Below are 14,025 nucleotides of genomic sequence, written 5' to 3'. Positions count from 1 at the left end.
CTTGTCAAGGGGTACCTCGGAATCGCGCGATCCCCCGGGGCGGGCACGCCTCACGCCTAGGCTGAAATGTCGGCACCGGATCGACGAGAGCCGACGAGGGAGGGGAACGGACATGTCCGGATCGCGCGATCTCGACGCACAGAACACCGACCGCGCCACGCCGTCCGAGCCGGCGTGGCGACGGATGATCGCCCGCGTCATCCCGCGGCTGCGCAAGCCGCGCCGGCTCACCGTGGACGACGTCACCGTGGTCGACCGACCGATGCTGCGCCGTGCGGTCGCCGGGACGGTCGTCGGCAACCTCATGGAGTGGTACGACATCGGCATCTACGGCTACCTCGCCGTGATCATCGGCCGCATGTTCCTGCCCGAGGCCTCCGCGGGAGCACAGGCACTGTTCTCGCTCGGCGTTTTCGCCGTGACCTTCGTGGCCCGCCCGGCCGGCGGGGTCATCCTCGGACAGCTCGGCGACCGGCTGGGCCGCCAGCGGGTGCTCGCGTTCACCCTGATCATGATGGCGACCGCCACCTTCCTCATCGGCGTGCTGCCCGACTACTCCGTCATCGGCGCGTGGGCGCCCGTCCTGCTGATCGTGCTCAAACTCGCGCAGGGCTTCTCGACCGGCGGCGAGTACGCGGGCGCCACGACGTTCATCACCGAGTACGCGCCCGACCGCCGTCGCGGCTTCTACGCCTCCCTTCTCGACCTCGGTTCGTACATGGGCTTCGCGATCGGTGCGGCGTTCGTCTCGGTGCTGCAGCTGACGCTGTCGGACGACGTCATGCAGAGCTTCGCCTGGCGGATCCCGTTCCTGGCGGCTCTGCCGCTCGGCCTCATCGCGATCTACTTCCGCCTCAAGATCGAGGACACCCCGGCCTTCCAGGACGCCAAGGCCCGCGTCGAGGAGCAGGCCGTCGCCGCTCAGACCTCGCCCGACGCGCCGAAGGGCGTCATCGCGCTGATCCGCAGCTATTGGCGGGAGCTGCTCACCGCGTTCGTGCTCGTGGCCGCGGCCAACACGGTCGGCTACGCGCTCACGTCGTACATGCCGACGTACCTGACCGGCACGCTCGGCTACGACGAGGTGCACGGAACGCTCCTCACGCTGCCGGTCCTCGTGGCGATGTCGCTGTGCATCCCGCTGACCGGCGCACTCTCCGATCGGATCGGCCGTCGCCGGGTGCTGTTCATCGGTTCGGTCTCGGCCATCCTGCTGGCGGTGCCCTCGTTCCTGCTCATGATGCACGGAGCCATCTGGTCGACGCTCCTCGGGCTCGTGCTGCTCGCTGTTCCCGTGACCTTCTACGTGGCCAACCTCGCGTCCTCCCTGCCGGCCCTGTTTCCCACGTCGTCGCGCTACGGCGGCATGGGTATCTCCTACAACGCCGCGGTCGCGATCTTCGCCGGGACCGCGCCGTTCATCATGGAGTTCCTCGTGCAGGTGAGCGGGTCGGCCCTCGCACCGGCCTTCTACGTGATCGGCACGTCGGTGGCCGGTTTCGTCGCGGTGGTCGTGCTCCGCGAGTCGGCGCGGCAACCGCTGCCCGGCGCGATGCCCAGCGTCGCGACAGAGGAGGAGGCGCACGAGCTCGTGCGCACGCAGGATGACAATCCCGACCTCGACCTCGACGAGCTCTTCCCCGAGCGGCGCGCGGACTGAGGGGGACCGGCGCAACATTACGTCGCGTTTCGGCTCCGGTTCTCGACCACCACGGGGCGGCCTAACGTGGATGGACCCAGCCCGTCCGAGAGGAAGCCATCGTGTCCACGCCGCTGCCGCACATCCGCCCCACCGAGGTGCGCGAGGGTGTGGCGTGCATGTGCGCGCACGGCGGAGCGTGCTCCACGTACGCACCGGGTCACGCCCTGCACCTGATTCAGGCGCGGATCGCCTCGGCCACGCCCCTCGAATGGACCGACGGCATCGTCGAGCGCGCGGACGCACTCGAGGGGACGCTCGTCGTGCGCGACCTCGACGGCGACGTCCACGAGCTGTGGAACGCCGGGGGCGCCGCGCTCGAGGCCCCCGCGGGCACGCCGGTCGCGCTGCACCGCCGCTACGGCGTGCTCGCCGTGGGCCGCGCTCAGTTCAACGTGGCGTAGGCACGGAAAAGGCGGCCGTCACGCGGCCGCCATCATCATGTCCTTCATCGCGGTGCAGGCGTCCATGCACGCCTGGCACGCCTGGATGCACATCCGGCAGATCTCGCTGTCGGTGTGCGGTGCGCAGTCGTCGATGCAGACCTGGCACATCGCGATGCAGGCGTCGAGCATCCTCATCATCGCCGCGGGTGTCATGCCCTGCATGCGCATCATGGACCGCATCGTCGTGTGACACATATCGGCGCAGTTCATACACGCCGGCGCGCAATCCATCATCTGCGTCGAACAGATGGTCGTCGCCTGCTCCGCGGCCGAGCAGGCATCCATACAGGCCTGCATGACCGTCATGTCCATCGACGCCATCTCGGGCATCGACGCCATGTCCTTCGCCATGGCGTCCATCATCATCGCGTCCATCTCGCTCCTCGTTTCCTTGTGGTCGTCAGGCGAGCGGCAGCCCGTCTCGCCGCCAGGATAGGTGGCCGTCCCGCGGGACGGAACCCCTGCCTCCGGGGCGCGATCGGGCGGCCGATGCTCAGTGCCCGGAGAGGTTCAGCTCGTCCGGGTCCACGTCGACGTCGCCGACGTCATCCGGTCCGCCGGTGCCCGGCGCCACCTTGACGTCGTCGGGGTCGATGTCGTCGTCGACGCTGTCGGGAACCGGGTCCTCCTGCTTGCGCCGGGTCTCGGTGTCGCTGGCCGGGCTGTACGACATGTCCTTACGGACCGCGTCGCTTTCCGACAGCCCGGTCTCCTCCGGCGCCGGCGGGCGCTTGCCGGTCTCTCCCGCCGCGAATCGCGCGGCCATCTCGTCTGAGTTCATGCTGGCGAGCGTAGGCAGCGCAGCGCGCGTGCGTGAGCCCCTTGACACGCGCCAGGCGTGCCGGAAGATGCGCCTAGAGGCGGCCCCGCCCTCGCGCAACCCCCGCGCCGGATAGCCGCCTCGGCCGTACCGTCCCGCTATGGCCACTCATACGCACGATGTCATCATCATCGGCGGCGGCAACGGCGGCATCGCCGCAGCCGCCCAGTTGCGGCGGCGGGGCGCGCGCGACATCGTCGTCGTCGACCCCGCGGCGGAGCACGTGTACAAGCCCCTGCAGAACTACGTCGGAACGGGGCTCGCCCCCGCGTCGACGCTCTCCCGCCCGCAAGCGGACGTGATCCCGGAGGGAGTGGCGTGGGCGCGCGCGGCCGCGACGCGAATCGACGGCGGTCAGCGGACCGTCGAGCTCGAGGACGGGACGGTGCTGCGCGGGGGCGACATCCTCCTCGCCTGCGGTGCCGTCACCGACTGGGAGGCGCTGCCCGGGGCGCGTGCGGCGCTCGGGGAAGGTATCGCGTGCACCACGTACGAGCGGGACCACCTGGAGGCGACGTGGGAGCGGATCCGCACGCTGACCTCCGGGCTGGCGGTGTTCACCCTGCACGATCAGCCGGCCTCGGGGCGGGAGACAGCGCTCAAGCCGCTGTTCCTCGCCTGTGACCACTGGCGTCGCGAGGGCGTCCTGGATGCGATCGAGGTGCGCCTGGTGCATGCCGGCGAGGCGCTGCACCCGGTCGCCCCGATCGAGGAAGCGATCCGTCGCCATCTCGACGCGTACGGTGTCATCACCCAGCTCGGCACGCGCGTGCAGCGCATCGACGGCCGGGCGGTGACGCTGGAGGGTCCTGACGGCACGAGCGCGATCCAGCCCGACCTGCTGCATCTGCTGCCGCCGTACGCGGCGCCGGCGCTGATCCGCGCGTCACGCCTGGATGGACCGGGCACCCATGGGTTCGCGAGGGTGGATCCGCTGACGCTGCAGCACCCCGATCATGCGCGGCTGTGGTGCATCGGCGATGCCGCCCACCTCGGCGACGCCCGCACCGGCGGGGCGCTGCGGCACCAGGTGCAGACGGTGGTGGAGAACATGCACCGGCACCGCAAGGGTCGCCCCCTCGCGGAGTATGACGGGTACACCGTCGCTCCCATCGCCACCGCGCGGCGGTCCCTCTTCTTCGGCGAGTACGACAGCCGCACGCACGAGGTCCGGCGCAGCGTGCCGCTGTTCGACAACCTGCGCTCCCGGCCGTGGTGGTACCTGCTGGACCGCCAGGTGCTCCCCCAGCTCTACTGGCACGGGATCCTCAAGGGACGGATCTGACCGACCGCGTCAGCGCGGTCCGTCCGGCGGCACAGCCGCCGGACGGACGCGAAGGAAGGCGTCGATCGCGGCGGCCACCGCGCGCGGCCGGCGGTACTGCGCGAGATGTCCGCTGCCCGGCACGAAGACGAGGGCGGCGTCGGCCGCGCGGTCACGCAGTCGGCGGCACCAGTCCACCCCTGCGATCGGGTCACGTCCGCCGCGCATGATCAGCAGCGGCCGCGTCAGGGCCTGCACCCGCTCCTCGATCGGATAGGACAGCATGTGCGGCAGCTGCGCGAGGTACCACCGTGGGCCCGCACGCAGGTACTCGCCGTAGACGATGGCGTTCGCGCGCGGCGTCTCGTGAAAGGTGTCGAGCCCCAGGGCGACCGCCTGCGCGAGCGCAGAGCGGTGGTGGTCGTCGGTCACGGGGCCGATGGCGACGACGTGCGAGGCGAGGTCGGGCCGTTGCAGGGCGAGCTCGACCACCCACTGGGTGCCCATCGAGTGCCCCACGATGACCGCGTCGGCGATGCCGAGCCGATCGAGCACGGCGGCGAGCGCCCTCGCCATCTCGGGGACATCGGGGCTGTGGTCGGGCTTGGGAAGGCCGGCGTACCCCGGCAGGTCGAGGGCGAACACCTCGTCGGTCTGCGCGAGGAGCTCGTACAGCGGCCTGAAGTACTTGTGCGAGACCCCGATGCCGTGGACCAGCACGAACGTGCGCGTCGACGAGGGGCGGGGCCAGTGCAGCACGCGGAACGCGAGACCGTTGATCATGAGCACGCGCTCCTGCGGATCGCTGCGTTCCATCGCCGCCTTCCGTTCTCCCGGGAGCAGGGCGCCGGGAGCACCATCGTATGCGGCTGCGCATGCGCAGGATCGACGACCGAGCCGGCGGCACTCCTCGCGGCCACCGCCTTCCGGTGAGGGGGCGGCCTCCCGCCCCCTCACCTTCAGGCCGCGCGCCTGCGGCGACGGACGGTCAGCACCGCTCCGAGCAGGACGAGCAGCAGCGCGAGCGCGATCCACACGGCGGCGACGGGTGCGTCCGTCGCGGCGAGCGGGTCGGCGGCGACCGTGGTGACCACCGTTGCCGACGTCACCGCGGTCGGCAGCTGCTCGGTCGGGCTGGCGACGGTGGCCGTGTTGGAGACGGAGGGGAACGCGGCGTCCTCCACGCCGACCTGCAGCATCACGGCGACCGTGGCGCCCACGGCCAGCGCACCCTCGAGCGTGCAGCGGACCGTGCCGCTCTCGTCCGCGCACATGACCCCGTCGCCCGTCACGCCGCGGAAGACGAGACCCTCGGGAAGGGCATCCTCGACGACGATGGGGCCCGGATCCTCCGTGACTCCGAGGTTGGTGACCGTCAGCGCGTACTCCGCATCGGAGCCCACCTGGAAGTCGCCGACCGCGTCCTTCGTCAGCACGAGCGCGGCCTGGGCAGGCACCGACACCCGATCCTCCGACGTGTTGTCCTCGGGCATGGGGTCGGGCTGCGCCCCGGCCACCGTCGCGACGTTCGTCACATCGGGGTAGGCGCCGGGTTCCACCCGCGTGGCGATCTGCAGCAGCGGGGCGGCCGTCTGCGGCGCGAGCGCCACATCGAGGACGGCGGTGACCGTCGTCGTGCCATCCTCGGCCGTCGGTGCCGCGGTCACGGACCACGCCGGGTCGCTCGCGCCGGAGCCGACGTACCGCAGGCCGGCGGGCAGCGTGTCGGTGACGGTCACCTCGGCAGCCGTGGACGGTCCGGCGTTGCTCACGTCCAGCGCGAACGTCAGCTCGTTGCCGATACGCACGGCGTCGCCCTCGTGGCTCTTCACGATCGACAGGTCGGCCGACTGCGTGACGTCCAGGGGGGCGTCATCCGCGTTGTCGTCCGGCACCGGGTCGGCGGTCGGCGACGAGACCGTGGCGTGGTTCACCGCCGTGCCCACCGGCTGCGCGGGATCGATGGTGGCGATGACGACCAGTGGCGTGGCGGCCTGGCCGGCAGGCAGACCGTCGGGCGAGGAGCAGGTGAACGACGCGTCGCCGGCCTCATCCACGACGCAGGTCCATGCGCGTGCCCCGTCGGCGACGGAGACGAACGTGAACCCCTGCGGCAGCGCATCGGTGATCGTCAGCGGCCCGACCGCGTCCGAGGACCCGCTGTTCGTCACCTGGAGGAGGTAACGCACGTCGGCACCCGCGGCGGCCGTGGTGATCTCGCTGCCGTCCGCGTCGATCGCGGTCTTCGCGAGAGCGAGGTCCGCCGACGCGGTGACATCGATCGTGTCGTCGTCGCTCACGGGTCCGGTCGGGTCGGGCGTCGACGAGGTGACGGTCGCGACGTTGCGCAACGCGGTGCCGTGCGGCACCGACGACGCGATCTCGGCGGTGACGGTGATCGTCGAGCGGCCGACGGGCATCACGTCGCGCTCGCAGAGGGCGGCGTCGGCGTCGCAGGCCCAGTCGGCCCCGCTCATGGCCGTCACCGTCATGCCGGCGGGCACGGCGTCGTGCACGGCGACGTCGCGCGCCACGGACGGCCCCGCGTTGTCGACCGTGATCGTGTAGGTCGCCGTCTCGCCTGCGACGTACGTGCCGGCGGCCGCCGTCTTCACGACCGAGACGTCGGCCGAGGTCGTCACCGTCGTGGGGTCGGTGGCGACGTTGTTGCTCGGGTCGGTGTCGTCCGGTCCGCTGACGGTCCCCACGTTGAGGTGGGTGCCGGCGGCGACGTCGGCGGCGACCGTGGCGGTGAACTCCACGAGGATCGTCGATCCGTTCCCCAGCGTCGTCGCGCCGTCCCCGACGCTCCACTCCAGGGTCGAGCCCGTCACGGCGGGCTCGGCCGCGACGGCCGGTCCGCCCGCGACGGACACGGTGGCGGTGCCCGGCGCGTATCCGAACCCGGCGGGCAGCTCGTCGGCGACGACGATCGGGCCCGAGGAGTACGACGGGCCCTGGTTCGTCACCTCGAGCCGGTAACGCAGGGTGCCGCCCGCCACGACGGTGCCGTCGTGCGACTTCTGGATGGCGAGGTCGGCGTGGCGGGTGGCGCCGGAGCCGTCGTCGGCCCGGGGACGGTTTGTCGCGTTCTCGGCGGAGCCCTCCACCCAGTTGACGACTTCGTCGTCGTAGGCCGCATCGATCTCCAGCGTGATCCGCAGCGCGGCGGTGGCTCCGGGCGCGAGCGGGTCCGCGAGGACGAACCGCTGGTCGTCGCCCGCGGCACCATCGATCGACGTGCGCGTCCACGCGCCGGTCACCGACTCGAAGGCCGCGTAGGTGACGTACTCCGCCACCTCGTCGACGAGGGCGACGCCACGAGCGTCGGCGGTGCCGACGTTGGCGACGGTGAGGAGGTAGCTGACCGGCGCGCCGGGCACCGTCTCGTCCGCGTCGGTGGCGTCGCGCCACGCGCCGCCGTCGAGCACCTGCCGCGTCTTGGCCACCGCGAGGCGGGTGTCGGTGGTCGGCATCGTGGTGGTCGCGTCCTCGTTGTTGGCGGGTTCCGGATCGTCCGTCGCGCCCGGCGTGACCGTCGCGCTGTTGGTGATGTCGGTCCCCTCGGGGAGGGAGGCGGAGACGGTGCCGGTGAGGACGAACGCCGCCGCCTGCGCCGGGGTCAGCCGCTGCCCGGCGCCCAACGTCAGGGTGAGGGTGTCGCCTGCGCCGAGCGGACCGGTCGCGTCCGACGTCCAGCCGTCGGGCAGGGTGCCCACCGTCACGCCTTCCACCCCGTCGGGGATGGTGTCGCTGACGGTGATCGGGGCGGTGTCGCTGCTGACGGAGTCGGAGGGCCCGTCGTTCGTCACCGTCAGGGTCCACGAGATGGGCGCGCCGGCGTTGGGCGCCGCGGCGGGACCGGTCTTGTCGATGGTCAGGTCCGCCGCCGCCGTGACCGGCACCTCCGCGGCGTCGTCGTTGTTGTCGGGGTCCGGATCGAACGTGCCTGCGGAGACGCGGGCCTGGTTGGGCACGGGCGCCTCGGCGAGGTCGAATCCGGCGACGGCCTGCGCCGTGACGGTGAGGGCGGGGAAGGTCGCGCCGTCGGCGAGCGTGTCGGCGGCGTTCGTGCGGACCGCGGTGAATCCCTCGTCCGTCCGGGTCACGGTCCAGCCGTCGCCCGCCACGCCCGTGACGGTGAGTCCCTCGGGAAGGGTGCCCCAGTCATCGGCGACGGTGAACGGGCCGACCGCGGCATCGGGGCCGTCGTTGGTGACCGTGATGGTCCACGCCGTGGCGGCGGGACCGCCCGCGACGAGGCCGTCACCGGCCTCCTTCACGAGCGCCAGGTCGGCCGCGTGAATGAACGCGTCGGCCGCCGCATCCGGACCCGTGTACGGGCCTGAGGCGTTCTCCGTGACGCCGGAGGTGTCGGTCGTCGTGGCCGACAGCGTGTTGGTGTGGGGCACGCGCACGCCGTCGCCGCCCGTGACCCCCGCGTCCGTCAGCGCGGCCTCGGCGGGTGTGGCGGTGTAGGTGACCACGATGGTGCGCTGGGCCGCCGTTGCGCCGTCAGCCGCTCCCGGCAGCGCCGGACGGGCGTCCGTCACCGCGGACGCCGCCCATTCCAGGCTCTGCACCCCGCCGGTCACGGTGATCTCGGGGTCGGCGAGGGGGCGCGCCGCACCGGTTCCGACCCTGATCTGTGCCGAACCGGCGTCGAACTCCCAGTTGCGCGGCAGGACGTCGGAGATCCCGATGGTGTCTGCGGCGCCGTCGCCGTCGTTGCGCAGGGTCAGCGTCCACCCGAACGACTCACCGGCGTAGGCAGTGTCGCCCGCCGTCGCCGACTTGCCCAGGATGACGTGCGGGAACGCCGGCTCCACGGAGGCGGTGTCTTCCACATCGCCCGGTTCGTACACCCGCCCGCCCGATGGGAAGGACTCGAGTCGGGTGACGCGGGCGGTGTTGACGAGCACGTCATCGTCGCTCAGGGCGGCGGACGGTGCCAGCTCGGCGGTGTAGGTGAGGGCGATCGCCTCGGGTTCGCTTCCTGAGCCAGCCGGCTGCAGCGGCCCCGGCAGATCCGTGGCATCCCACGCGATCGTGCCGCCGCCCGTGGCGCCCTGCCCGGTGAGGGTGCCGCCGTGCGAGATGGTGGTCGGGTCGACGATGACGCCGTCGGGCACCTCGTCCTGCACGACGAGGTCGTGCGCGGGGGTGGTGCCGGTGTTGGTGACCGTGACCGTGTAGTCGAAGCGCTGCCCCGGCTCGGGAGCCCGGTCGGACACCGTCTTCTCGATCGCCGGCACAGGGTCGAGCACGTCGACGGTTGCACCATCCTCGATCGACGAGCGCTTGGCCTCGTCGCCATCGACAGTGTTCCAGGAGAACGTCGCGGTGTTCGGGAGGTCGCTCACCGACCGCCCGATGCTCTCGGAGAGGAGCACCTCGTAGCGGAGGGTGAGCGTGCGCACCTCCGCGGCAGCGGCGATGTCGCCGTCGTAGGTCCACCGCCACGTGTTCGTCTGGGGGTCGTGCGAACGCGTCCACGCTCCGTCGATCGAGGAGTCGGTCTCGGGCCCGTTGACCGAGGAGTCGATGAGCTCCACGCCGGACGGCAGGTCATCGGCGATCGTCGGCTCGTAGTAGTTGATGTTCGGTTGCAGGGTGATGTCGACCTCGTACTGCACCGTGTCCCCGATGGGGGCGCCCAAACGATCGGTGTACGCGTCCGTCGTCTCGGCCAGACGCACACCCTTGGCGATGCGGGCCGTGGCGGCCTCGATCGTCGCTGCGGCGTCATCGGTCCGATCCCCGCGGCGATCGCCGGCGTCCGGGAGCGATTCGGGCAGCGTGTGCCCGGTGACCACGGCGGTGTTGTCGTACACCGCGCCCGCGCCCGTGCGCGGATCGATCTCCGCGCGATACGTGATGGTCGCTGTCGGCGGCACCTGCGCAATACGCCACGTGATCGTGCCACCCGCGCCCGCATACACGCCGTCGTCGACGGCGCTCGGAGCGGTCGAGAAGGATGTCGGGTCCACCACGAGCCCCGCCGGCACGGTGTCGACCACGACGTTGTCGTAGCTCGCCACGCGGTTGGTGTCGTTGGTGACGCTGAGCGTGTAGGTCACCGGCGTCCCCACGCCCACGTCGGTCACGCGATCCGCGGCCTTGGTGATGCCGAGGTTCGGCTCGCGGTAGGTGACCGTCGCCGTGGCGTTCCCCTCCCACGAGAGGCTGTCGAACCGCGCCTCGTTGGTGAGCGTGGCGCCGTTGTTCCCCGCATCGTCGGGCAGGTACCCCGTGAGGGTGACGGTGAACACCTGCGGCTCGTCCGACGAGTTCGTGTACGTCTGGGGGAAGGTGAGCACGCCCTGCGGCCGGCCGTCAGCGTCGTCCGGGAACGAGAAGTCGGCTCGGGTGGCGCCGGTGAGCGCGGTGGAGCTCCAGTCGGTGTCGTCCGTGATCTCCAGCGGCAAGGGGGCACCCTGCGGGCCACGCAGCCCCGCGTCCCGCAGCACCGCGTCGCGCACCGATGTGCCCGCGGGGATCGTGACCGAGTACTCGTAGGTGATCAGCTCCCCCTGCACCACGTCGGTCGCACCGTTGCGCGGGTCGAGGTTCGCCGTTCCCGGGCTGATCTCCGTCGATACGACCCGCTTGCTCATGGCGGCGGCGGGCGTGTGCACGGCGGAGTCATCGCGGCTGGCGCTTCCCGGCACCTCGTCGGCGGGGTCGCGGTCGGTGCCGTCCAGCGAGCCGGCCGGGTAGAAGGTGGCGGTCTCGCCGGTGTTCAGCGGCACGTCGTACTGCGTGATGGACGCGGTGTTGTCCAGATCGACGTTCACCAGCACATCGGCGGGGATCGCGACCGCATAGGTCAGCGTGTGCTGCGCCGCCGCGGCGAGATCGATGCCGGTCCACATGACGACAGAGCGTCCCGTCTGCTCGATGCTCGCCGGGTACCCCGCGTCGCCGGGATCGCGGGCGATTCCGCCCTCGACGGCCGACACGTCGTCCTTTGTCACGCCCTCGGGGAGAGCGTCCCACACCACGAGGTCCGTCACGTCGGTCGTGCCGCCGGTGAGGTCGATGCGGTACGTGACCACGTCGCGGGCGGCGACCTCGATGCCGTCGCGGTTCGAGCCGAAGGATGCACCGTCGGCGCCCTGCTGCGAGCCGGCGGGACGGGCGGCGTCGCCGTCCACGTCGCGCACGCCCTTGACGAGCGTCGGCCCCTGCGCCGTCTGGATGGCTGAGGCGTCGCGATCGAAGAAGACCCTCCCCAGCACGTTCTCCTGCTGGTACTTCATCAGGTTCTCGGGCTTGTCGAGCGTGGCCTCGTCGTTCGGGGTCCACGACGTCACCGTGCCGAGCACGTGCAGCACGAGCACCGAGTTCATCGGCACGAAGCGGTCACCCTCGGCACCGGGGTTGCCGACCGCCCAATCGAGGCGCTGACCCGTGACCGTGGGGTCGGGCACGTTCAGGCCCTCGCTGGTGCCAGGGCCCGCCGCCCAGTCGAGGTACTCGACGCCCGACGGAAGGAAGTCGGTGATGAGCGGGTTGCGCACGTCGATCTGGGACGCAAAGTCCACGCGCAGCTCGTAGCAGACGACATCGCCCGGCACGAAGGGTTCCGCGTCCGCGCCGGTGTGGTTCTCGCTCCACGCCGCGTCGTCGGCGGGCACGGCGCACGACGCCTCGGCGGTGGCGCCGGGCAGCACGGCCTCACGCGAGAGCACGCGCTTGGAGATGTCGGACAGGCCCGAGGTGATCTCGTCCGACGAGTCGTCCCAGACGTCCTCCTCACCGGCGGCGGGATCGGCGGGGTCGGCGACGGCGTCCACCGGATGCGTCACGCCTTCGATCTCGACGCGGACATCGAGCGCGTCACCCGAGGAGGTGCTGCCGACGTAGGGCGGGTGCGTGGTGTAGTGCGCGCGCATCAGCGCCGTGGTGATGATCTGCAGCGAGCCGTTGGCCGCGATGGTGCCGGGGTCCGGCGTGAACGTGAGGGTGAACTCGCCGGCGGCGGCGTCGTAGTGGATGCCCTCGAGCGTGGCCCCGCTCAGAGCCGCATCCGGCGACGTCGGCGGGTACGGGCAGTCCGAGGGCCACTCGTCGCCCGTCACCTCCACGTCGCCGTTCGGGATGACCGGGCACAGGCCGTTGGGGAAGGTGGCGGTGACCGTCATCCCGTCGGCCGATGCGTACTCGCCGGTGGCGATGTCGAAGGTGAATGTCGCGATCTCGCCGACGCGGAACTCGTCGCTCGTTTCCGGGCCCGGGTCGGTGTCGACGCTCTCGAGGATGCGCAGGTCCATGGCCTGGATGCGCTCGGTGTCGGTGTCGGACACGGTGGCCTCGGTGCCGCTCGCCCGCGCTCCGGCGTACGTACCCGACACGGTGGCCGCGTTCGTGTACGCGATGCCGTCGCCGGCCCCGCCCTGCCCCTGCCGGGTCGACGGGCCGTTGTTGTTGTTGAGATTGGCCGCCTGGGCCCCACCGACGGGCGGGGTGCCGCTGCCGTCATCGGCGACGAAGTCCATGGTGTTCTCGTAGAGGGGCACCGCGGCGGCGTAGCGGATCACGGTCACGCCCGCGGTGCCGGCGTCGTCCGGCATCGCCTGCGCGGTGCCGCCGGCGACGGGCGGCAGGTTCCAGGTGACCTTCGTGTACACGCCGGGGGTGAGGTCGGCGGGCAGCCCGCTGTTCACGGTCTCGACGGTGGCCGGCTGCACGCAGTCTGCCGGCGCCGTGCCGGTGAGGGGACCGGCACCGGCGTACTCGCGCGTGCCATCGGACAGCAGGGATGACGGCCTCGTGTTGTCGACCTGCGCACAGCCGAGGAACTCGAGACCGGCGGGCAGGTAGTCCACCACGGTGACCCCCTCGGTCGCACCCTGCGGGGTGTTCTCGACCGTGAGTGTGTAGACCGTGTGATGGTCGTGCACGCCGCGGAGCAGCTCGATCTCGGGGCTCGGCTCGTGCTTCGTCAGCCGAAGCGCCTTGACGGGCACCGACGCGGCGTCCGCGCCGGACGAGGTCTCCTCGCGTGCGGCGGCGGCGCCGACCCCGGTGGAGCCGTCGAAGATCGGCTTGACCGACGCCTGGCCCGAGACGTGCCCGGTGAGGGCGACGTCGATCTCGGCGCCGACCGGGAAGACCTCGGCGTCGGGGCGCACCGTGATGGTGGAAGAGTAGTCCGCGTTCGCCGGCAGATCGGCGACATCCTCGAACACCCACAGCTGGGTGCCCTCGGGCACCGTGTCGAGGGGCGGGGTCCTGCTGCTGTTGGGCAGCGTGTCGCCGCTGTCGTAGATGGCCGGCGCGCCCATCCCGCTCGAGACGAAGTGGACACCGTTGGGCACGGCAAGGGTGAAGCCGATGTTGTACCCGCCCGTGCCGTCGGAGGTGTTGCGCAGCGCGACGTCGAATGTCGCGTCCTCCCCCGCGAGGATGAACGCCTTCGCATCGGCGTCGCCGTGAGCCCCACCGGTGTCCTGCAGCGCGATGGAGGCCGCCGGGGCGGGCAGCGCCGCCGCGCTGGCTGCCGTCGCCCCCCACACGCCGAGCCCGATCATGCCGAGCACGAGCGACGGCGCCGTCAGGAACGCGATCAGCCGCGAGCGGCGGCGCTCGCGCGCGCGGCGCCTGGCGGCGCGGCTGTCTGCGGATGCAGTGGACGTGTGCATGTGGCTCCCCCGGGCGTCACGGCGCGCAGCACCGCCCGCACTTCTCGGCACGGGCGCGACGATCGGGTGCGGTCGCGGTGCGGGACGCTCGGGCGGCGTGCAAAAGCGGCACGGCGACCGCTCGACCCCTCATCGTCGCGATACGGCCC

General features: G+C 71.6%; 7 protein-coding genes. 3 read left to right on the top strand and 4 right to left on the bottom strand.

What is annotated here, in order from left to right; translation table 11 throughout:
* Positions 1-112: 112 nt before the first annotated feature.
* Both N8N77_RS11465 and N8N77_RS11460 read left to right on the top strand, forming a co-directional pair.
* Positions 113-1,660 (top strand): MFS transporter, encoded by a 1,548-nt coding sequence (locus tag N8N77_RS11465; RefSeq protein WP_396652832.1) that lies wholly within the window; start codon positions 113-115, stop codon positions 1,658-1,660.
* Positions 1,661-1,761: 101 nt separating this feature from the next.
* Positions 1,762-2,103 (top strand): hypothetical protein, encoded by a 342-nt coding sequence (locus N8N77_RS11460; protein ID WP_261166998.1) that lies wholly within the window; start codon positions 1,762-1,764, stop codon positions 2,101-2,103.
* An 18-nt stretch (positions 2,104-2,121) separates the two neighbouring features.
* On the opposite strand, the gene N8N77_RS11455 is transcribed toward N8N77_RS11460, so the two are convergent.
* Positions 2,122-2,520 (bottom strand): hypothetical protein, encoded by a 399-nt coding sequence (locus N8N77_RS11455; RefSeq protein WP_261166997.1) that lies wholly within the window; start codon positions 2,518-2,520, stop codon positions 2,122-2,124.
* Between the two features lie 118 nt (positions 2,521-2,638).
* A complete protein-coding gene (locus N8N77_RS11450; RefSeq protein ID WP_261166996.1) occupies positions 2,639-2,926 on the bottom strand; it encodes a hypothetical protein in 288 nt (95 codons plus the stop codon).
* 139 nt (positions 2,927-3,065) lie between these two features.
* Between N8N77_RS11450 and N8N77_RS11445 the strand changes: the two genes are divergently transcribed.
* Complete coding sequence (locus N8N77_RS11445) at positions 3,066-4,250, top strand: FAD-dependent oxidoreductase (RefSeq protein ID WP_261166995.1); 1,185 nt, start codon at positions 3,066-3,068, stop codon at positions 4,248-4,250.
* Positions 4,251-4,259: 9 nt separating this feature from the next.
* Here the strand turns inward: N8N77_RS11445 and N8N77_RS11440 are convergent, their stop codons facing one another.
* Together N8N77_RS11440 and N8N77_RS11435 are read right to left on the bottom strand one after the other, a co-directional pair.
* On the bottom strand, positions 4,260-5,045 hold the full coding sequence (locus tag N8N77_RS11440; RefSeq protein WP_261166994.1) for an alpha/beta fold hydrolase: 786 nt from the start codon (positions 5,043-5,045) through the stop codon (positions 4,260-4,262).
* 143 nt (positions 5,046-5,188) lie between these two features.
* Positions 5,189-13,876 carry a hypothetical protein gene (locus tag N8N77_RS11435; protein WP_261166993.1) on the bottom strand — a complete coding sequence of 2,896 codons (8,688 nt, stop codon included), beginning with the start codon at positions 13,874-13,876 and terminating at the stop codon, positions 5,189-5,191.
* Between the last annotated feature and the right edge of the window lie 149 nt (positions 13,877-14,025).

Source organism: Microbacterium sp. Marseille-Q6965, assembly GCF_946151065.1.
Taxonomy (GTDB): domain Bacteria; phylum Actinomycetota; class Actinomycetes; order Actinomycetales; family Microbacteriaceae; genus Microbacterium.
Note: the sequence above shows the minus strand (reverse complement) of the source record. Positions and strands in the feature narration are given on the sequence as shown.

Excerpts from the sequence above, each read along its gene's own strand:
- N8N77_RS11445 (WP_261166995.1), top strand. The coding sequence starts at position 3,066 with ATGGCCACTCATACGCACGATGTCATCATCATCGGCGGCGGCAACGGC.
- N8N77_RS11465 (WP_396652832.1), top strand. The coding sequence starts at position 113 with ATGTCCGGATCGCGCGATCTCGACGCACAGAACACCGACCGCGCCACG.
- N8N77_RS11440 (WP_261166994.1), bottom strand. The coding sequence starts at position 5,045 with ATGGAACGCAGCGATCCGCAGGAGCGCGTGCTCATGATCAACGGTCTC.
- N8N77_RS11455 (WP_261166997.1), bottom strand. The coding sequence starts at position 2,520 with ATGGACGCGATGATGATGGACGCCATGGCGAAGGACATGGCGTCGATG.
- N8N77_RS11435 (WP_261166993.1), bottom strand. The coding sequence starts at position 13,876 with ATGCACACGTCCACTGCATCCGCAGACAGCCGCGCCGCCAGGCGCCGC.
- N8N77_RS11450 (WP_261166996.1), bottom strand. The coding sequence starts at position 2,926 with ATGAACTCAGACGAGATGGCCGCGCGATTCGCGGCGGGAGAGACCGGC.